The following is a 20590-nucleotide window of genomic DNA, read 5'->3' as shown; positions in this document are numbered from 1 at the left end:
TGTTGTGCGCGCGGAAGCGGTCCGAGGCTTATCGTTGCAACTGTTTCAGCATTGCTCGAGCGCTGCGGTAGCACAGTGCGGCAAGGGTCAAGGTGACGTTGGCGGTACCGATGGTGGGCATGCTCCCGCCCCCGACTAGGTAGAGGTTGTCGTGCTCCCATGAGCGCTGGTCGATGTTTACCGCCGACCTCTGCTTGTCCGATCCCATGATGTGGGTGCCGGCCAGGTGGTTACCGCCACGGATGGCATAGCCTTCGCCCTCGTAGTTCACGTAGCCGTAATCGCTGGGGTCGTAGCGGGTGTGGTCGGCTGCACCGAGCCGGGCAAACATGGTCTTTGCGAACTCCCGCGCATAGGCGGCACCACGCATCGTGTATTCAGGAACAGTGAACGAGACGACCGGCCGCATATTGCCGAGCAGATCGGTATATTTCGGATCAACCGTGACGCGATTGCTCTCGACCGGCATCACTTCGATCATGAAGGCGAGCAGCAATTGACTCGAAATGCGGTCTATCAGGCCCTGCCGTAGGTCGCCGCCGAAGCGGTTATGCTGGTCTACGAGCTCCGTGACGTCAGAATAGGGCGAGCCGACAGCCCAGCCCCAGCCATCATTGTGAATATCGACGCTGAAGGCCGCCTGATGCCGCCTAAAAGCGCCGCCGCGCAAATCCACGATGCCGCCGGTGCAACTCGTGCCACGCATGGTGCCGCAAACCTCCGGCATCAGCGCCCAGCTCAGCAAATAGGCGTGATCCATCAGGTTGCGGCCGATCAGCCCGCTCGAACTCTGCAGGCCCGATGCCAACATCAGCCGCGGCGTTTCGATGGCGCCTGCGGCCAGCACGAAGATCTTGCCCCTGACGGTGATCGTTTCATATTCAGCCGAGGCCTCATTCTTGTAGACCTTGACCTCGAGTGCAGTCACCCGGCCCGAGTCACTGTCGATCAGAACGCGCGAGGCGACAGCCTGTGCGAGGAGATCGACGCGGCCGGTCTGGAATGCTTTCGCCAGCGTTTTCCCGGAATGATAGCGCGCCTGCACGGGACAGATCGGAACGCAGTTCGTGTTGCCCTGACAGCGTCCCCCCTCCTCGACCTCGTGCGTATTGACCGCACCGACCGGCACATATCCCTTGCCACCGTCATAGGCTGGATTGGGGATGCCGTTGCGTCCCTGGGGATAGGGTCGCACCTTGACGGGATAGGTCTCGCCGCGGAGCTCGACCGTGGTTCCGTCGATGCCCTCTGCCACCTTCTGGTCCAGGTAGGAAAGCGGCAGACCCCGCATGGGATAGACGTAACCGGGGAGAAAGGTGATATCGAGATAGCTCTGGTCCTCGACATCGGCCGACACGCCGATCTCGCGCTCAGCAATCTGATAGTCCGCCTCGATGTCGTGATAGTCTAGTGGCCAATCGAGCCCCTGACCGTAAAGTGCATTCGACTTGAAGTCCTCCTGCAACAGTCGCGGCGTTTTGGCTTCCCAGTGCATGGTCGTGCCGCCAAAAATCCGCGTATAGGTCGTGTCGGTCACGTAGGGACCGGATTGCACCATATAGGTCGAGGCGTCGGTTTCGCCCGGCTGGAGCTTGCGCAGCTCCCCGCTACGCGGCATAGGAACATTGGGATTGACCGGATAGGGCGACTGGTTGTCCTTGCTTGCTGCACTATAAAAGTTGGTTACTAGGGCATCATATCCGGCTAAGGTCCGGTTCGTTCCGGACGCAGCTTCCAGGACGAGGACACGCTTGCCCTCCTTGCTGAGCTCATTGGCGATGATGGCGCCCGAGATGCCGGTGCCGACGACCACCGCATCATAATTTCCGTCCGCAGCGACGGCTCCGGCGTCGGTCCTTCGTGCAGAGTCAATGGCAAACAGCATGGCGCACCTCCATTCTATGCGGTGAAAAACGGGTGCTGCTCTCTCGCCCTTCTTTCCGGTTGGCGCGCAGCCGACATGATAGATGCATTCCGCTTGCTCCCTTTTGCGTGGCGCGATCAAAGGACCGCTCCGGATAGATGAATTCGTCGGCCGGTTTTTTGCCGGCACGCGCAAATGCGATCAGTGTGCGAAGGTCGCGATCAACCGATCCGCCGTCCGCAACGCCAAAGCCGATAGGGTCAGCGTGGGATTGGATGTGCCAAGCGTTGGGAAGCTGCCGGAGCCGACGACAAAGAGGTTCCGATGCTCCCAGGCCCGCTGGTCCAAATCGAGGACGGAGCCGCTGGGGTCCGCGCCCATGGCATGCGTGCCAGCAAAATGCCCCATGCCGTGATAGCTAAAAGTGCGATCCTGATATTGGACAGTGGGGAACCAGCTTCCCTTATCCGGGTCGGTACAATCCTTTATCCCGGCTCGACCAAACACGGCTTCGGCGACGCCCGAAGCGGCCGCCATTCCGGCCAGCGTATAGTCATCGATCCTGTAATCGATCACGGGGCGCGGATTGCCGAGGGGATCGCGATAGCGCGGATCGATGCTGACGCTGTTGGCAGCATCGGGAAGCTGTTCGACAGCAAGGGAGAAGCGGATTTGGCGCGGCAGCGTCGCTTCCAGTTCCCCACGCAGCGCCGAGCCGTAGAGCCCGCCGTTCATCACCGCCTGCAAAACCGCTGTATCTGGAGCTCCAGTGCTCGCCCGCCAGCCGTCATTGCCGATGTCAAAGCGGAATGCCGCATGTTTTGAGCGAAACGCGCCGCCCCTCAAATCCTCAATGCCGGCCGTCGACTGCGGGCCTCTATAGGCACCGATCGAAGAGGGCGCGAGCCCCCAGGCATAGAGCGTCGGATGATCCATGAGGGTCTTGCCGACTTGACCGCGCGGACCGTCGATACCCGAAGCCAACATGAGCTTGGCATTTTCCACGGCATGGGCCGCCAAAACGTAGACGCGGGCCTTTGCGACGAAGGTCTTAGCCTCTGCCGAGGTCTGATCCTCATAGCGCTGATACTCGATCCCCTTCACTGCGCCGCTTGCCGGATCGATATGGATCTTCGAGGCGACCGCCTGTGTCATGAAGGTCAGCCGGGTCGAATCCGCCTGAGCGAGGGTTTTGCTGGCATTGTATTTCGCCTGCACCGGACAGATCGGCGTACAGGATGTATTGCCTTCGCAGCGCTCTCCGAGATAGCCGGTGCCCACCGGCCGGTAGGACTTGCGCGGCAGCGAATTGCGAGCCGCCGGATAGCTTCGAACCCTGAGCCGGAACGACTCGTCCTGAAGCTGAACCTCCATACCGTCAACCGCCGTCCCGAGTACCCGATCCGAAAAACTGGGCGGGACGCGCTGCATCGGATAGTCGTAGCCGTCGGAGAAGCGAAGCCCGAGATAGTGCTGTTCGGAGACGTCGGCGGAAACGCCGATTTCGTGTTCGGCCTGCTCGTAATAGGGTGCGATGGTGTCGTAATCGATGGGCCAGTCCCGCCCGACCCCGTGAAGCGATCGCATGCGGAAGTCTTCCGGCAGCATGCGCAGCGACACGCCAAGCCAGTGGAGGGTCGATCCACCCCATAGCCGCGTGTAGCTGCTGCCATAGAGATTCGGCCCACGTTGGACGAAATAGCCGTTGTTCGAACGCAAATCGGCCGTGTCCGGTTGCGGGGCGGCGACCGCCGGCGGCCACGGCGATTCCGGGCCTTTGCTGTTTGCGGCGTAAAAGTGCTCCAGATGCTGCGTGTACTCGTTGTAGCTGCGCGTCGTGCCGGGTCCTGCCTCAAGCAGCAGAACCCGCATATCGGCCTTGGTCAGACGCTTGGCGATCAGGGCGCCGGCAACACCGGCGCCAACGATCACCACGTCAAAGGACATCTCGGTCGTCATGTCATCCCCCCGCGGGCGCCAAGGCCCATGCGCCGAAACCTTGCTGCTTGGCTCCCGGCGGATGGGCACCCGCCGCAAGCCATTGCAGGCCGGCCTGATAGGCCGCACCGGAGACCAGATGGGTTTTGTCGAGCGGCGATGCTCCAAAGGCGGTACGCCATCCCGCAGGCAATTGTTGCCAGGTGCCGCAGTACCAAAGCATGATCACGTTGCGCGCGATCGGCCCAAGTTGCGGATCCCTAAGAATTGCCGCTGATCGCTCACCATCCCGGTTCGCCGGCAGTTCTCGAAGGCTTTCGAGCAGATCGTTCACGATATCGACGGGAACGATCTGATCCAGCAGGCCGAGATAGGTTTCCGCCAGGCCGGTGGCGTGAAGCTGCATCGCGTTGAAACCGGTCAGCACGCTTGAGAGAGCAATGAAGCTTGCAAAGCGCTCGCTCATTTCTTGCCTCCGGACGTCCGCGCGGACTTGCTGGCGGCCTTACCGGACAATTTGCTTCCGCCGGTTTTGGCGCGCACCGCAGACAGAAATGATGCGTAGCTCCATGTCAGATTGTGCACGCTCTTTTCGTAGCCGGACGTGCCGTCGAACTGCTCGCTCAACTCATAACGATCGCTGTGATAGACAACCGCGCGCAGCATAGCGTCACCCGCGTTTCGCAGCGCGGCGGACGCATCGGCAATGGAGGTCGTGCTCGTCACCCCAACCTGTGCGAAGAAATCCTCGGACAGACTATCCAAGGGAACCTTGCCTGCGTGATCGACGTCGTTTGCGAGACGATAGTAAAGCTCCGCAAAGTTGCATGTGCACAGGGCCCAGGGATGCCCGCCGGCGACGGGATGGGCGACATCGCCGTCATAGGTGTCGCCCGGATAGCGACCGAGGAGAGGACCAATCCCGCGTGCCTGATCCGTACCATTGATCGGGTAGAACGAATTGGAATTGGGGTCCGCCCACTGGCTGCGCAGGCGGGCTGCCGTCGCAAGCAACCTCGTGTCGGTTGTCGGCACCGCTCCATAGACACAGGCTGAAATGATGTCGATGTTTGGATCGTAGCCAAGGTCGCCGGAAACAATGGAAACGCCGGGACCGGCGCCCGGCGCCAGCATCGTCACATAGTACGAGCCGTTCCAATGATCCTGGAGGGCGTTTTCAAGCCAGGCAATTGCCGTTGGGACATTGGCGGCAACGCCGATGCCGTAGCTATTGGCGGCAACCTCCCGGAAACAGCGGAGCTGAACCGAGCGCGCAAAGAAGGACAGACCTTCGTGCTCCTCCCACAGATTGGTGGTTGGCTGCTGGTAGGCGCCGAGGAGATAAGAGATATTTGTTTCGATGACCTGTCTTGCGATGGCCTGTGTCGCTGCGTCCAACTGAGGATAGGCCTGCAGGAGGGCGAGGCTCTGAATGGCGGGGCCGTCATTCTGTTCGGTCCAGGGACGCGGCTGCCCGGCCACGGTAAAGCATGCATGCCCCAGCGTCGGATGGGCATTGCTCTGACAGAGCCTGGCGAAGCTGACATAATCCGTGAGACTCGGCACGCCTCCGCCTGGGGTTGCAGGCAAGTCGGCAGCCGCGATCTCGATGGCGGTGATCGCAGCGTCGCGCACCCAATTATAGACATAGTCTTGATCGACGCCGGGTGTGTTGGAAGGAAAGGAAGGCGCGGCGATAATGCATCCCGGCACCGAATATTGCCCGGGATTGGCGGGATCCTCGATGACATAGCCGTCACTCGTGACATTGCGCAGCATCAGCAGAATGAAATATTTGGCGAGAGCTGCCAGATCGGTTTGTTGGTAGGCCGCTTTCGGGTGCTGCCTTCCCAAAGCAAGCGGCACTCCCGCCCGAGCACGGGCCGTATGATGGATGGTGCTGGTGATGTTCATCTATTCCTCCCTCGAATGCATGAATGAGGCGCAGCCGCGCCCAAGTGGATCAGGCGTCGGCTGGTCCCTTGACGCGGATCCAGGACATTTCGTTCACGGTGGTTATTCCGCCGCTCTCAGAAGGGGGCGTGCGCAAGATCAGTTCGTCGCCCTTAAGCTCGTAGGGGCGAACCTGTTCGGTTTCCGACCAATTGGGAAAGGAGCTGCCTTCGATCCGGTGCGTGACCTTGCCTTCGGCAACCCTGTAGCTGCCGAAATAAGCGAGGCACGTTGAGTATGCGGCCGCCCGCTCCTCTGCACTCCCCCCGAGAGGATCGCTGGTTTCGAAAGCCGGACGGTTTGCGGCCGTCATTTGCACCATCATCGTGCCGCTCGACGTGTAGACAAGCAAACCCGATGCTTCCTCACCAAGCGGATAGGAAACATCCCCCTTGCTGGTCGTCCTGCGCCATCCTGATAGTTTCCAAGATCCTTTAAGGCTGTTCATAGGCCCCTCTCTGCTTGCCGGAAACGTAATCGCTGCGCCCCGCACGGTCGTCTACGACCGTGACGCAAGGCTTTGAGTTTGGTTCGACTTTCGGAATTCAAGCATTGGCGCTTCGGCACGAGATCGCGAAGACCTCGGCGCAAACGTCCCATCATTAGGCCTGAAGACTGATCGATGAGGCAGGACAAGTGCCCCTCCATCAGTCACACGTCATAATTTCCCGAAACAGGCCGCACATGCTGCGTGCCCGTTGCCGGTCTCTCCTGGCTGCGGCCAAGCCGTAGCTTCACCGCCTCATCGACCCAGTGATGTTGAGGATCGATTCTGAAAGCTGACGATTTTTATTGGTGCCGACGGAAGTCGGCGCTTCCGTCGGTATCGGAGGTTTAAGCGGCGAGTTCGATCCCGCCTGCATAGCTCTTTCGAATTTCTTTCCCAGATGCCGAAAGATCGGCCAGGCAATGCCATTCTGCACGGCATTGCCTCCAACGAAAGACCATCGTTGGCCTCCGGTAAGCCCGCACCCGTTTGCCTGTTATTTCCTTCCCTTAATGTCGGATTTAACAGCTACCTTACGCAACGGTAAATAAGCAATTTTGCCTACCTTTAAGTGCATTTTCGATTGGACAAGGGGACCTGTGGCGAAGCTGCCAGCGCGGACCAGGAGCATGAAAGCGAAGCGAAGCCGTGCAATTCATGGGATGTGGTATGTCCATCAGATCATGCGGACCGCCCTGCTCTCGCCAATGACCTTCCTTTCTGTATTCAAGTTTATTATAAAAATATCATATACACACAGCATTCGGCGGGATGCGGTCATGAAAATAATACTTCCTTGAGCTAATATGCCCTACATTGTCTGAAATCCTGGGGAGGGGCGAGTGAACAGCGAAGCAGTGGCAACCGCAAATCTAATGTTCGACTTTTTGTCGGAAACAACAGCCGCAAAAAGCAAGGAAGACATACTCGGATCCCTGGACAGATCCGCACGCCACTTCGGTTTCAACTGTTTTGCAATTTCCGGCATACCCTTGCCCACAGAACGCATCGATTCCTACTTCATGTTGAATGCCTGGCCGACGGAATGGTTTGAACACTATTTGTCGAACAATTACGTGCACGCTGATCCCATTATCCAGCTCTGTAAGATGCAGGACGGCGCTTTCGTTTGGTCCGAGGCGCTGCGAGATCAAGAGCTTGGCCGTCACGGGCGACGCGTCATGAACGAAGCCAGAGAATTCAAAATGAAAGACGGCTACAGCGTGCCGTTGCACACAGCGAGTGGCTTCCAGGCGGTTGTTACATTTGGTGCCGAAAAGGTGGACCTCTCCAACGCCGCCAGAGGGGCGTTGCATATTCTGTCGATCTACGCCCACAACGCCCTGCGTGGCCTCATGGCAAAGGAGGCGAGATCGCGAGACCGGAGCTTGTTGCGGATCACGGCGCGGGAACGTGAGATCATTCAATGGTGCGCGGCGGGCAAGACAGCCATCGAGATCGCCGAAATTCTGGGACGTTCGCACCGCACCATTCAGAATGAGATCCTGAATGTTCAGCGCAAACTGAATGTCGTGAATTCGGCGCAGATGATAGCGGAAAGTTTTCGTTTCGGAATACTTCGCTAAAGGGTCTTAGAAGTCGGCTAACGACTGAAAGCTGGGTATTTTTACTCATTTAAATGACAGGGACTATCATGCATTCTTGCCGTAAAATCAGGGGCAAGGATGATAAAAGTCTACGTCGGTTGCTCGGCAACGAACGAGCAAACAATGGAGAAAATTTGGCGCTTTCGGCACGAGCAATTTGTGGAAAGGCTCGGTTGGGAAGCCATTCGCAGAAGCGACGGATTGGAAATTGACCAGTTCGATCGCGACCGCGCCGTGCATCTCGCCCTCTTTCACGAAGATGCCGTTGTCGGATATACGCGATTGCTCCCGACGACAGAACCGCATTTGTTGTCGGACGTATACCCTCAGATAATGAACGGCGGAACATGGCCACGCTCGCCAGACATTTTCGAGTGGACCCGATGTGTCGCGGAAGGTGACATACTGATCAATCAGGTGCCGGCCTCCCATGTCTTGATGACCGGCGTCATGGAGTTTTGCCTTGTCGCTGGCATTACTTCGGTGATTGTCGAAACGCATCCAAAGTTGGTGGATCTGCTGATTTCGACGGGTTGGCAGGTAACCAAACTCGGATTGCCATCACTGCTGGAGGGCGGCTTGATTGTGCCGATCCAAGCAAAGCCTTCGATGGCCGGTTTGATGAAGCATCATCAACTCTACTCCATCCAGGGAACAACCCTCTTGCTGGAACCAGAGCTTCGCAACCCGCTGAAGCCCGAGACTACTTTGAGCCACCTTCCCTATTTGGCTCATGCAAGAGCTCGTTCAAACCACAATGAAAGCGCCTATTTGGCTAAGTGAAAGCAATGGCCAAATCCGCAAGCGCGAGCCGGCTTGAAGCAGGCGACATTATGCGATCGGAAGGCGCTGCAAGCGCCGATTGTCGAACGCGGCCGACGGATTTCAAACGAGATGCGCCAGGTCGCTCCGTTCCGGAAACGAGCTGAAATGAGGGGGTTATGTCACTGCTGCGAGCATTGGTCGAGCAGATTAGATCCGTCCAAGAACGCGATCGCCGTCCGGACGGCGACGACGTTTACAATGAGCCATGGGTGCAACGCATGATCGATCAGTTCGATCGAGAATTGAGGGCTGCAGAATGCCGGACAAACCGGAAAGACGCTTCAGGACCAGTTGGTGTGAGATGACAAGCGATAAACAGAACGAAAATGCAATTTTTGCGGAATCCGAAATCTATATTAAGGAGCTGGTGCACGACCAGGCCAATAATTTGAGAGCGATCATCACTCAGGTATTTGAAAACCAGACGTCCACCGAGGACGTCACATTGATACGATATCTGCTTCAAATGCTCAGCGTAGCAACTGAAACTGAGGTCGAAAGAAAGGTCCACTAGCTTGCAAGAAAAAGCGCCGTGAAACGCGGCGGCGCCGATCGGCCCAGGATCTCGGGCATGAGGCCTGCCGATCGACAAATCGGCAGGCGATATGACGCTACCATTGACCTCCGCACGCCTTCTGCCTGGGCAGTTCTCGTATCTGCTGCCCAAATGATAGCTGGGCGATCAGTCAGCTCGCCAAGGCGAAGTTCGTTTCCCTTGTGTGCTCAACGGAGCCGCGCGCTTTGCTCAGTTTGAACCGTGCGACGAAATTGGCCAAAGAATTTGTTTCGTCGGCAAGGCTTCTTGCGGCAGCCGTCGTCTCTTCAACCATCGCCGCGTTTTGCTGCGTAACCTTATCCATCAAGTCCGCAGCCGCCGAAACCTCTCGCAAACTTACCGCTTGCTCCGCAGCGCTGGCTGCAATTGCGTTTACGGTCTCGGTTAGATCGCTGACCTTGGTGACGATGTGCGACAGAGATGTTCCCGTCTCCTCGACGAGATCGACACCTGCTCCGACCTGTGACGACGACAGCGAAATCAGCGCGGCAATTTCCTTGGCAGCCTGGGCCGATCTTTGCGCAAGTTCCCGAACTTCCTGAGCCACAACTGCAAAGCCCTTGCCTGCCTCCCCGGCCCGCGCAGCTTCGACGCCGGCATTCAGAGCAAGCAGATTTGTCTGGAAGGCAATCTCGTCGATCACCCGCAGGATATTGCCGACCTTGTTGGAGGAGGTTTGAATCTCCATCATCGCCGAGATTGCGCGGGAAACGACCTCGCTACCCGTCTTGGCATCGCCTCGCGCGTTCGAAACAACATCTTGCGCTTTGCGGGAGCCGTCTGCGGTCTCATTCACGCCACGGGTGACTTCACCAAGCGCCGCGACCGTTTCTTCAAGAGAGGCTGCCTGCTGCTCGGTGCGCCGCGCGAGATCGTTGGATGCATTGGAAATCTCGTTGAGCCCGCCCCTGATCGTGTAGACGGACTGGACGACATTGAGGATCGTTTCCTCGAGAGCCGCGATGGCGGTGTTGAAATTTTGCCGGATCATCTCGAATTCCGGGGCGACTGGTTCGTTCATGCGCACCGTGAGATCGCCGGAAGCAAGGCGTTCAAATCGCGTTTGCACGGTCTCAACAAACTGGCGGAGGTCCTCGGCCTTGGCAACTTCGTGATTCCGCTGCGTCTTTCGATCCAATTCGATCTGGCCTTGCAGGATTTCCTGGTCGGCCTTCATCTTGTCGCCGTTGGCGAGTTCCTGGCGAAACATCTCCAGAGCCGAGATGAGGCTTCCGAGCTCATCGCTCCTCTTGCCGACCGCGATCGCGTCACGATAGTTCCCATTCGCCATGCGATGGACATGGGCCAGCACATTCGTCAGCGGCTTGCCGATCAGGCTTCGGCTCGCGATCAGGATGACGCCGAGCGTCACGACCAGAATGGCGAAGCCGCCAAGGATGGCGCTATACATCTGCTGGCGAACAGGTGTCGCGAAGGCCGAAGCGGGAACGTCAAGAATCGCGGCCCAGGTCGTATTCATTCCGGGAGCGCTAAACGGATAGACAAGGCGAACTACGCCGTCTGGCATTCCGGGGACGACGCGCATTTTGCCATCCGCCAGCGCTTGTTTGACCAGATCGGCGCCGACGTCGCCATAGTCCTTCATGAGATTATCCTGGCTCGGATGCGCAAGCCACTTTCCATCATTGGCTACAAGCATGACGCGCCCGTCTCCAAACGGATGCATCGTGTTGAGCGCCGCTGTCAGATCATCGAGTTTTATGTCAACACCCGCCAATCCGACGATGTGTCCATCCAACGTCATCGGGACGGAAACCGACGTGACCAGCTTCTTCATGTTGGTGAGATAGGGAGAGGTGATGACCGGCTTTCCGGTTTCCAGCGGAACGCGATAATATTCCTGCTTGGGATCGATTTTCCAAGTCGAGAACTCCATCTGGCCGCTGTCGCCCTTGGTCCAATAAGGCGTAAAAATACCTTCCTTGTTCAATCCCTCATCGCCGGAGGTCGGCTTTGGGGACTTCCCGTCGATAAGTTCGCACATCCAGGCGCCGAATACATTGGAGTATTGCGGCGGCACCGTCTTTAGCATGGCAACAATATCCGCCCGCTTTCTTGATCCGCCATCGACAAAACCTACCAGCGATGACGCTAGCGCCTTGCCTGCCGAAGTCGCCTCGGTGATTTGAACAGCAACACTCTGGCTGACAGAAGCTGCCTGCTCCGTCGCCCTGAGCATGACTTCCTGTTCGGTCCTGAACTTGGCGGAAATTGTGTTGATTGCTGTATATCCAAGCAAAATCGTCGCAACTGCAATACCGGTTGCAATTACGAGCTTCCCCGAAAGCGTCTTCATTGGTATCCGCGTGCTCCATTTCGCATCTTTCGAATTTTTTTCAAAAGAAAATAAATTTCTCATGAAGAATCGCAGGGTGACTTTTCAAAAAGTGCGGAGCTATGCGTATAGGCTCTCATTCTGATAGCGGATCGGGCGAACGCATCAATCGAAAAGGATTTCGCCAAACACGGACCGGTCGACCGTTAATGCGACCGCGTTCGCGATGGGCGAAATCTGAACATCAAAGAGATGATCGTGAGGGCGCATGCAACGCGCCCTCACGATATGATCTACAACGGGCTATCCGATCGTCATCAGACTTGCATTCCCGCCCGCCGCCGCGGTGTTGATCGAGGTCGACACCTCTTCCAGCAGCCAGTTGAGGCAATATGCGTCGGGGTCGCTCTCTACTTCATCCGTGGTCGCCGCCTGCACCAGGAGGAGCGGGCCGGGAAGAGCCGCAATCTTCTGATTGATGGACTGGACCCTAGCCCGATCCCCTTCCACCAGCGCACCCGAAAACGGCCCGTCCTTCTCCCAGTTCGAGGTCCAGGACATGCGGCTCGAAACGGATGATGGCAAATCCGGCAAAACGGATTCCAAACCGGATCCCGCATCTATGGCGATCTGGTTTCCTGTCGACAGAGCAGCGGCAATCTGGCGGAAAAGACCGGTCTTTGTCTCTGGCACCAGGAGGATTCGGCCGCGAGGATGAAGCGCGTAGAGATTGCGTTCGCCAACGGGGCCGACCAACTCGCGTTCCAGTCCCAGCGCCGATCGGCTTGCATAGCCACGGGCCGCTTCGCCTTCCGCCGACAATCCCCGACGATCTAGCCAGATGATGTAGTCCCGCAATGCCGGGTCGGTATGAACCGAATCCTGCTGCGGCGGAACAGGCGCTTTCTGAACCAGGCGGCCGATATAGAGAGGGCCACCAGCCTTCGGCCCGGTACCGGAGAGGCCACGTCCACCGAATGGTTGAACGCCAACGACCGCTCCGATGATATTCCGGTTCACATAAAGGTTGCCGGCCTTGATGCGGCTCGTCACATGCGCGATCGTTTCATCGAGCCGGGTATGAAGGCCGAAGGTGAGACCGTAGCCGGAAGCGTTGATGTCGTCGATCAGGCGATCGAGCCCGTTTCTGCGGTAGCGAATGACGTGCAGAACCGGCCCGAAGACTTCTCTGGTGAGGTCGGAAAGGGATCGGATCTCGACGATCGTCGGCGGCACAAACGTCCCGGCCGCGGCGCCCTCGTGGAGCGGCAACTGATGCACCTTGCAGCCAAGACCACGCATATGCTCGATATGCTGATCGATCTCCGCCTTGGCACTGTCATTGATGACCGGACCAACGTCGATGTTCAACCGATCGGTGCGGCCGATCGTCAGCTCCTTGAAGGCGCCTTTGAGCATATTAAGAGTTCGGTCTGCAATATCATCCTGAAGGCACAGGACGCGCAATGCGGAGCAGCGCTGGCCGGCGCTATCGAAGGCAGAGGCGATCACATCGGCGACGACCTGCTCGGCAAGCGCTGAAGAGTCGACGATCATGCCGTTCTGGCCGCCCGTTTCGGCAATCAGCGGAATGGGCTTGCCTGTGGCCGATAGGCGCTCGACCAACTGCGCCTGAATGAGGCGGGCGACTTCCGTCGACCCCGTGAACATGACGCCTGCCGTTTCGGGAGCGCCAACAAGAGCTGCACCAAGTCGACCGCTACCGGGTACGAATTGCAGCGCCCCCCGTGGCACTCCCGCCTCGTGCAGGATTTTGACGCTTTCCGATGCGATGATCGGCGTCACGCCAGCGGGTTTCGCAAGCACCGGATTGCCCGCCACGAGGGCTGCCGCCACCTGTCCGGTGAAGATCGCAAGCGGGAAGTTCCACGGGCTGATGCAGACGATCGGTCCAAGCGGCGCATGCGCAGGACCAAGCGTCTTGCGGGCCTGGTCGGCATAGTAGCGCAGGAAATCAATGGCTTCCCGAACCTCGCCAACGGCATTGGCCGCCGACTTTCCTGCCTCGCGCATGACTATCCCCATCAACGTCTCGATACGGGACTGCATGATGTCGGCGGCCCGCTCCAGGCATGCCGCGCGCTCTGCCGGGGGAACAGCAGCCCATTGTGGGGCGTGTTCGGCAGCCATGCGAGCAATACGGGCTGCTTCTTCGACCTTGAGCTCAGTGACCGTCCCGACGACGTCGCGGTGATCGGCTGGATTGAGAACCTGCCGTGTCACCCCATCAGTCGAACCGTCTGCGAGGATCGGAAGCGCGTGCCATGGCGTCTGGACCGTCGCGGCCAGCGATTGCGACAACTCGAAGAGGGTCTTCTCACTCGACAGGTCGAGACCGGAGGAATTGGCACGAGCTCTGCCATATAGGTCGCCAGGAAGAGCGATCAGTTCATGGGGTGCGCCGACCACGGGCATTGCCGCGACAACTTCAGCGGGATCGGCGACCAGTGCGTCGATCGAAACATTCGGATCGGAGATACGGTTTACGAAGGAGGAATTGGCGCCGTTTTCCAGGAGACGTCGGACCAGATAGGCGAGCAGCGTTTCATGCGTGCCGACGGGCGCATAAATCCGGCAGGGGCGATCGAGCTTCTGCTTGCCGACGACCTCGTCATAAAGCGGCTCGCCCATGCCATGCAGGCACTGAAACTCATACTGGCCGACTTCGAAATCCGAGCCCGCCAGATGATAGATCGTGGCAAGCGTCTGCGCATTATGGGTAGCGAACTGCGGGAACACCGCATCCGGCGCCGCAAGCAGCTTACGCGCGCAGGCGACATAGGCGACGTCGGTATAGATCTTGCGGGTATAGACCGGAAAATCCTCAAGGCCATCAAGCTGGGCGCGCTTGATTTCGGCGTCCCAATAGGCACCCTTGACGAGGCGCACCATTATCCGACGCTCAGAGCGACGAGCCAGATCGATAATGTAATCGAGCACGAACGGGCAGCGTTTGCCATATGCCTGCACCACGAAGCCGAGGCCGTTCCAACCCTTGAGAGCGGCATCGAAGCAAAGCTCCTCGAGAAGATCAAGCGAAAGCTCCAGCCGGTCGGCTTCCTCGGCGTCGATATTGAGGCCGATATCATATCCCTTTGCGAGCGCAGCCAATGACTTCACTTTCGGCAGCAGCTCGCTCATCACCCGACCGGACTGCGAGCGGCTGTAGCGTGGATGTAGTGCCGAGAGCTTGATGGAGATGCCGGGCCCATTATAGATGCCCCGCCCTGCCGCGGCTTTCCCGATCGCGTGGATCGCATTTTCATAATCGCGGAAATAGCGCTCGGCATCAGCCGCCGTTGTCGCCGCCTCGCCGAGCATATCGTAGGAATAGCGGAAGCCGCGGGCCTCCAGCGGTTGGGCGCGCTTCAGCGCCTCCTCGATTGTTTCGCCGGTGACGAACTGCTCGCCCATCATGCGCATTGCCATGTCGACACCGCGGCGGATCACTGGCTCGCCGGCGCGCGCGATCAGCCGCGTCAGCGCTGCCGAAAGGCTGCGGTCGTTGACGGTGGAGGTCAGCTTGCCGGTGACTACAAGCCCCCAGGTAGCAGCGTTGACGAACAGCGATTTGCCGCCGCCAATGTGAGACGACCAGTCGCCCTCGGCAATCTTGTCTCGAATGAGTGCGTCACGGGTATCGGTGTCGGGAATGCGCAAGAGCGCTTCGGCAAGGCACATCAGAGCCACGCCTTCCTGGCTCGACAGCGAGTACTCGTGCACAAGCCCTTCAACACCGGTGCCCTTATGCTTGGCGCGCAGCGCTTCGATCAGGGTGCGGGCAGTGCTGCGAATGTCATAGCGCTTTGCTTCGGAGACACGGGCCGCAGCGACAAGCGGTGGCAGACATTCGGTTTCCGGCCGGCGATAGGCAGCGGTAATTGCTTGCCGAAGTTCGGATTGCGGTCGAATGGGCGGCGCGAAGTCAGCAAAGGGTGACACGCCGTCGTGGGAAGAGGTGGAATTGGGTACCGCGTCTAGCATGGGAATACCTGTGAACGATGTGTCGATTAGCGAATGAATGAAACGCCGGCTTCGCCGTCGTCGGGATGGTCCAGCCAGGCCGGACCTGAATACTCGGTGTCTCGAAGCGGCACCGCATCCGGCTTGCTCGCCTTAACAGCGAGCGCAGCCGCCACCGCTCTGATCGCCACCGGCCGATAGTGAGCCAGCAGATCCGGCTCCTGACTGACTTCGCGTTTCTTATTGTAGTTATACATCCGTGATCCCCTTTTGACGCGAGCGAAATAGGCAAAATCAGATGCCGACCGCCTCATAGGCCTCTGCAATCTGATTGAGATGCAAAGCGCATCGTTTGATCCGCCGAACGGTATGTCGATGAGCGCGTTTTTGAAGGAATCCTTCGACCTTCTTGGCTGCGGAATTCATCTGGACTTCTTCCTCCACCGGCTTCGCTTCATCATAACCGAGGAGATAAAGTCATTCAGACTTGATTAAGGCCGAATGATTGATGTATTCACTTATTTGAACGGCAATAGGATTGCAAAATGTCTACAGAAAAGGCTCAAACTAGTGAATTGGACCAGTTTGATTTGAAGATCCTCGAAGTCGTCACCGAGGACGGCCGAATCTCGATTACGGATCTGGCCAGCCGGATCGGATTATCGAAAACCCCTTGTCAGCTTCGCCTTAAGAGACTCGTGGACGAAGGATACATCGTGGGATTCTCGGCTATCTTGAATCCCGCCAAACTTGGGCTCGATCACGTCGCCTTCGCGGAAGTGAAGCTGACGAGTACCAAGGAAGACGCGTTGAAAAGCTTCAATGCAGCAGTGAGGAAGATCAAGGAGGTGGAAGAATGCCACATGATCGCAGGGCGTTTTGATTATCTGATCAAGATAAGAACACGGGACATCCGCCGATACCGCCACGTCCTCGGAGAAAAAATATCGACCCTCCCCTACGTGGCGAGCACATCCACAAGTGTGGCGATGGAAACAGTCAAGGAAGGCGGCCGAATAAAGACAAGCGGCTTGTAGCGGCCATCATCGGACAGCAACGTCATTGCTGCATGGCATGCGCTGTCTCTTTCAACCACGCGGTAAACTGAGCGACATGCGGATTTTTTGCGCTTCGCCGCGGAACAACAATGAAATAACCGTTCCTCGTCGCGATCGACTGCTCGGTCAGCCGAACAAGCGCTTTCCTGTTCAAGAGATCCTGAACGAGGCGCCGCCAGCCGAGTGCGATCCCCTGCCCGTTCAATGCAGCGTAAACCGCTTCGGTATAAAAACTGCAGCGCATGCCGAGGGAACGCTTGGGTGCTTCCACTGAGAATGCAGCGAGCCACTCGCTCCAGCCTGTCCAACTCGGGTCGTCGGTGTCGGAGCTGATGAGCGGATAACGCACCAACTCGGCAAGGTCTTCGATTTTTCCGAGGTTCTCAGCATATTCCTGGCTGCAGACAGGAAAGATCTCGTCATCGAAGAGCAGTTCAGCCTGTCCATCCGGCCACATGCCATTGCCATAACGGATGGCGAGGTCCACGTCGCTGCTCCCAAGGCTGGTCGCGTTGTCCTGTGTAATGATGCGAAGCGCGCTGTCTGGGCAGACTTTCGAGAAGGAAGAGATCTTCGGCAGCAGCCAGAAATGTGAGAATGCGACGGTGGCGGAAATCGTCAGCCCTTCGGCTGCCTCTTCCTTGGTGATTTCAGAGATCGTTTCGGCAACAAGGTTGAAGGCGGTGGTTGCGGCCGTCGACAGGGTTCTTCCTTTTTCAGTCAGCTCTATCCTGCGGTGCAAGCGCCGAAAAAGATCGAAACCCAGCATTTCTTCGAGCAGATGAATCTGCCGGCTGACGGCGGCTTGCGTAACGCCGAGCTCGCTTGCCGCGCGCGTGAAGCTACCATTGCGAGCCACCGCTTCAAATGCAGTCAATCCGGTCAAAGGAGGCAATCGTCGCCGCAGACTTACCATGGAAAACCTTATTGATGAGGGGTGCAGCCGCACCAGCCTCAGCAGTTTTTTGCATTACATTTCATTATGTCAAGGCGGCTTATTTTTGCCGTTGAGAAAAAGGGCCTCGTCCTCCCATCCTGCCTAAAGTCGCGGTCCGACACAGCGCCAACCGTTTACCTCATCTTTGGTTCCCGTTGCCCCGCCGAAGATCCGTCCTCCGGCAAATCCACTGCATCACAGACCTATAGGAACGCCTCGAATGCAAAATGCCTCTGCACTTATCGGCAGTCATGATCACACAACCGTTTTCAAAGACGAACGAAAGAAAGCATATCTCAATCCGGAAGGCGCCGATCGGCCGCTCCGCAGTTCCATTCCGGCGCATGTTCTCGATACGGCGCGGCATTATCGGCTCGCTCGTTTGCGTATGAAGATGGAGGAAGCCAACTGTTCCGCCCTGCTTCTCTATGATCCCGTGAACATAAGATATGCTTTCGACTCGTCGAATATGAGCATCTGGACGATGCATAATCCAGCCCGCTACGCTTTGATCCTGGCCCACGGACCAGCGATCATGTTTGAGTTCGAGGGCTCGGAACACCTCAACCAAGGTCTTCCCTGTGTCGATGAAATCCGGCCGGCAAAATCCTGGATCTTCTTCACCGCAGGCAATTTGGTTGAAGAACGACTAGAAGGATGGGCTGACGAGATCGCCGACATCCTGCGGGAAAAAGGCCGGAATCACCGCCTGGCCGTAGACCGGCTCGACCCTCCAGGTGCTCATGCGCTGCAAAAGAGGGGTATCGAACTGCTCGACGGCCAGGAGCTGGCGGAGCGGGCGCGGTCCATAAAAAGCGCCGAGGAAATCGAACTGATGCGCTGGACCATCCGCGTTTGCGAGGCCGGCATGGCGCGGATGTATGAGGCCTCAGAACCCGGCCGGACGGAACGCGAGATCTGGGCGGAACTCCATTTCGAGAACGCGCGCAGCGGCGGCGAGTGGCTTGAAACGAAGCTGCTGACCGCGGGGGCCAGAACGAACCCGTGGTACCAGGAATGCTCGGACTACATGGTGAAATCCGGAGAAATGATCTCCTTCGACACGGATATGATTGGCCCCTACGGATATTGCGCCGACTTGTCTCGCTCGTGGATTTGCGGCCATGTGGCAATGACACCCAAGCAGCGCGAGCTCTATTCGGCGGCAAGGGAGCAGATCGAACATAATCTTTCCCTGCTGAAGCCCGGACTGAGCTTCCTGGAATTCAATGACAGATCCTGGCGCATTCCGGAAAAATACATACCCTATCGCTATACATTGGCGCTGCATGGAACAGGCATGTGCGACGAGTGGCCGGGCGTGTTGCTACATCCGGATTATGACGAGAATTTCGCCGGCGTCGTGGAAGAGAACATGGTGTTGAACGTCGAAAGTCTCATCGCCGAAGACGGATCAGAGAGTATCAAACTCGAAACCCAGGTGCTCATTACCGCGAACGGTGCGGAAAGGCTGGATACCTTCCCTTGGGAGGAGAATTGATGCACGGGACTGCGGACAGGTATCTGATACCGCAGTGTCCAATTCGCTGATGGTAATGGCCGCCTGGTGGTTTGCCAGGCGGCCTTTGCATGATTTGATCTATTCTCAGGCGGCCAGCACGCCGTTTTTCTTGGCTGTCCAGGTGGCGATATAGTCCATCAGCGCCGGGTTGAGGCAATCATAGGGCTCAAGCCCCTGTTCCTTCAGACGGGCTCGCACGGCATCCATTTTGGCTGGGTCGTATCCGCTTTCGATAATCGACGAAACAAACGCGGCAAAGCCAGGCGCGGCCCAACCCTTCCCTTCGAAACGCTCGGGATGAACGAAAGACAGTCCCTTGAAGGGATGATCGCGCTCGACAGGTCCGTACATATGGACGCCGCATTCCTTGCAGGCATGGCGCTGGATCAGCGCCGACGGGTCGACGACCGCGAGTTTGTCGCCGTTCTCCAGAACTTCGACATTCTCCGTCGGCGCGACGGCGACGACAGAGAATACCGCATCTTCGGGCTTCCAGCATTTCGTGCAGCCGCAGGCGTGATTGTGCGCGATGTCGCCCTTGATGCGGACCTTCACCGGGTTGCTTGCGCAATTGCAGACCAGGGTGCCTCCGGAAAAGGATGCGTCGGTCGCCCGATATCCGGAGTCGACCGTCGGATGTATTGATATGCTCGTCATTGAGGTTTCTCCCTTCCTCCTGGGTCACGGCAGAATGCCGTGACCGAGCTGTAGTTCTCTCTTGAGCCTTCTACGCTAGCCTCTCGGCGTGCCAGCGCAGGTGATCGTCCATGAAAGTCGAGATGAAGCTGTAGGAGTGGCCGTAGCCCTCCTGCATCCTGAGGCGAAGCGAGATGCCGGCGGTGTCGCACGCCGCCTTCAGCTCGTTCGGGCGGAGCCCATCTTCCAGGAAGCTGTCAGCAGTCCCCTGATCGACGAGCATTTCCGGAAATCTGCGTCCGTCCTCTATCAGCGCGCAGGCGTCGTACTCGCGCCAGCTTTGCTGGTCGGGTCCGAGATATTTCTTCAATGCCGGCTTCGACCATCCGGAGACGCTCGGGCGGCTGATCGGTGCGAAGGCCGAGCAGCTTCGGTAACGATCCGGATTCTTGAGGGCGATGGTTATCGCCCCGTGCCCGCCCATCGAATGGCCAAAAATCCCTTGCCGCTCCATGTCGGCGTGGAACTCCTCAGCAACCAGAGCCGGCAGCTCCTGGGTGATGTAGGTGTACATCCGATATTTCTCGGCCCATGGCTTTTGCGCGGCGTCGAGATAGAAGCCGGCGCCCTTGCCCATCTGCCAGTTTTCCGGCTCGTCCGGCACCGCATCCCCTCTGGGACTTGTGTCCGGGCAGACGACGATGATCCCGAGATGTGCAGCAAGCCGCCTGTACTCCCCCTTGTCCATGACGTTTGCATGCGTGCAGGTGAGGCCGGAGAGATACCAGAGGACCGGACATGGGCGTTCGGCGGCCTGCGGTGGGACGTAGACGGCGAACGTCATCTCGCACCCGCATGCCTGCGACGCGTGCGAGTAGACGCCCTGCGTTCCGCCGAACGACCTCTCTTTCGATATGGTCTTCATGG

15 protein-coding genes are annotated in these 20590 nt (G+C 58.1%); 4 read left to right on the top strand and 11 right to left on the bottom strand.

Features of this window, described 5'->3' with window-relative positions; translation table 11 throughout:
* Positions 1-28 precede the first annotated feature (28 nt).
* The 5 genes from QA648_RS20550 to QA648_RS20530 all read right to left on the bottom strand — a co-directional run bounded on the left by QA648_RS20550 (position 29) and on the right by QA648_RS20530 (position 6203).
* Complete coding sequence (locus tag QA648_RS20550) at positions 29-1885, bottom strand: GMC family oxidoreductase (protein ID WP_283053280.1); 1857 nt, start codon at positions 1883-1885, stop codon at positions 29-31.
* Positions 1886-2065: 180 nt separating this feature from the next.
* On the bottom strand, positions 2066-3823 hold the full coding sequence (locus tag QA648_RS20545; protein WP_283053279.1) for a GMC family oxidoreductase: 1758 nt from the start codon (positions 3821-3823) through the stop codon (positions 2066-2068).
* 1 nt (position 3824) lies between these two features.
* Positions 3825-4268 carry a hypothetical protein gene (locus QA648_RS20540; RefSeq protein ID WP_104826168.1) on the bottom strand — a complete coding sequence of 148 codons (444 nt, stop codon included), beginning with the start codon at positions 4266-4268 and terminating at the stop codon, positions 3825-3827.
* On the bottom strand, positions 4265-5716 hold the full coding sequence (locus QA648_RS20535) for a glycoside hydrolase family 15 protein (protein ID WP_283053276.1): 1452 nt from the start codon (positions 5714-5716) through the stop codon (positions 4265-4267). The genes QA648_RS20540 and QA648_RS20535 overlap by 4 nt, the downstream gene beginning before the upstream one ends.
* 49 nt (positions 5717-5765) lie before the next feature.
* Positions 5766-6203, bottom strand: a complete 438-nt coding sequence (locus tag QA648_RS20530) for a lipocalin-like domain-containing protein (RefSeq protein WP_260304715.1) — start codon at positions 6201-6203, stop codon at positions 5766-5768.
* An 881-nt stretch (positions 6204-7084) separates the two neighbouring features.
* Here QA648_RS20530 and QA648_RS20525 point away from each other — a divergent pair.
* Both QA648_RS20525 and QA648_RS20520 read left to right on the top strand, forming a co-directional pair.
* Positions 7085-7828: a LuxR family transcriptional regulator gene (locus QA648_RS20525; protein ID WP_260304714.1), complete on the top strand. Its 744-nt coding sequence runs from the start codon at positions 7085-7087 to the stop codon at positions 7826-7828.
* 144 nt (positions 7829-7972) lie between these two features.
* Positions 7973-8632 (top strand): acyl-homoserine-lactone synthase, encoded by a 660-nt coding sequence (locus tag QA648_RS20520; protein WP_283053274.1) that lies wholly within the window; start codon positions 7973-7975, stop codon positions 8630-8632.
* Positions 8633-9360: 728 nt separating this feature from the next.
* On the opposite strand, the gene QA648_RS20515 is transcribed toward QA648_RS20520, so the two are convergent.
* The 3 genes from QA648_RS20515 to QA648_RS20505 all read right to left on the bottom strand — a co-directional run bounded on the left by QA648_RS20515 (position 9361) and on the right by QA648_RS20505 (position 15767).
* Positions 9361-11547 (bottom strand): methyl-accepting chemotaxis protein, encoded by a 2187-nt coding sequence (locus QA648_RS20515; RefSeq protein ID WP_283053272.1) that lies wholly within the window; start codon positions 11545-11547, stop codon positions 9361-9363.
* 282 nt (positions 11548-11829) lie between these two features.
* Positions 11830-15531, bottom strand: a complete 3702-nt coding sequence (gene putA / locus QA648_RS20510) for a trifunctional transcriptional regulator/proline dehydrogenase/L-glutamate gamma-semialdehyde dehydrogenase (RefSeq protein WP_283053270.1) — start codon at positions 15529-15531, stop codon at positions 11830-11832.
* A 26-nt stretch (positions 15532-15557) separates the two neighbouring features.
* Positions 15558-15767, bottom strand: a complete 210-nt coding sequence (locus QA648_RS20505) for a hypothetical protein (protein ID WP_104826160.1) — start codon at positions 15765-15767, stop codon at positions 15558-15560.
* 288 nt (positions 15768-16055) lie between these two features.
* On the opposite strand from QA648_RS20505, the gene QA648_RS20500 reads away from it, so the two are divergent.
* Positions 16056-16547 carry an Lrp/AsnC ligand binding domain-containing protein gene (locus QA648_RS20500; protein ID WP_104826159.1) on the top strand — a complete coding sequence of 164 codons (492 nt, stop codon included), beginning with the start codon at positions 16056-16058 and terminating at the stop codon, positions 16545-16547.
* Between the two features lie 22 nt (positions 16548-16569).
* Here the strand turns inward: QA648_RS20500 and QA648_RS20495 are convergent, their stop codons facing one another.
* Complete coding sequence (locus QA648_RS20495; protein ID WP_283053267.1) at positions 16570-17454, bottom strand: LysR substrate-binding domain-containing protein; 885 nt, start codon at positions 17452-17454, stop codon at positions 16570-16572.
* 271 nt (positions 17455-17725) lie between these two features.
* On the opposite strand from QA648_RS20495, the gene QA648_RS20490 reads away from it, so the two are divergent.
* On the top strand, positions 17726-19006 hold the full coding sequence (locus tag QA648_RS20490) for a Xaa-Pro peptidase family protein (protein ID WP_283053266.1): 1281 nt from the start codon (positions 17726-17728) through the stop codon (positions 19004-19006).
* A 105-nt stretch (positions 19007-19111) separates the two neighbouring features.
* On the opposite strand, the gene gfa is transcribed toward QA648_RS20490, so the two are convergent.
* Together gfa and fghA are read right to left on the bottom strand one after the other, a co-directional pair.
* Complete coding sequence (gene gfa, locus QA648_RS20485; RefSeq protein ID WP_283053264.1) at positions 19112-19684, bottom strand: S-(hydroxymethyl)glutathione synthase; 573 nt, start codon at positions 19682-19684, stop codon at positions 19112-19114.
* 70 nt (positions 19685-19754) lie between these two features.
* Positions 19755-20588, bottom strand: a complete 834-nt coding sequence (fghA, locus tag QA648_RS20480; RefSeq protein WP_283053262.1) for an S-formylglutathione hydrolase — start codon at positions 20586-20588, stop codon at positions 19755-19757.
* Between the last annotated feature and the right edge of the window lie 2 nt (positions 20589-20590).

The sequence above is a fragment of the Rhizobium sp. CB3171 genome, from assembly GCF_029714265.1.
GTDB lineage: Bacteria > Pseudomonadota > Alphaproteobacteria > Rhizobiales > Rhizobiaceae > Rhizobium.
This window is presented reverse-complemented; position numbering and strand designations above follow the sequence as displayed.